1 protein-coding gene is annotated in these 382 nt (G+C 57.1%); it reads right to left on the reverse strand.

What is annotated here, in order from left to right; all coding sequences use genetic code 11:
- A partial coding sequence (locus B8460_RS22685; protein ID WP_048863457.1) for a hypothetical protein occupies nt 1-382 on the reverse strand: 382 nt, incomplete at both ends.

The raw sequence follows: 382 nt of genomic DNA on the forward strand, positions 1-382 counted from the left end.
GCGAAGCCCGGACTGTCCTGATCGGTCTTCCCCAAATCCGGCGCGAGCGGAATCTTCATGCCGAATATATCAAGCTCCTTCGGCAGCGGCTGCGCCAGGAAGTGAATGACGGTGCGTAAGTTCTTCATCGCCGCCTCAACGTCCGGCAGCAGCCCGGAGAACGCTTGCTCAAAGTCGGACATGAACGCCTTCATGTCGTGTGTGAAGTCCTTCGAGCCTAAGTAACCTTTGAACGCATCAATGTCGCGTTTCATCTCCGGGCTGGACAGCCAACCGGCGAAGTCGTCAACAGCCTGCTTGACGACAGGCCCGCTCAAAAAGTCGTCAATGAGATTGACAACCGAATGAGACAAATGATCGAACGCGGGGGCCAGCGGCGCCA

It is taken from the genome of Acidisphaera rubrifaciens HS-AP3 (assembly GCF_000964365.1).
GTDB lineage: Bacteria > Pseudomonadota > Alphaproteobacteria > Acetobacterales > Acetobacteraceae > Acidisphaera > Acidisphaera rubrifaciens.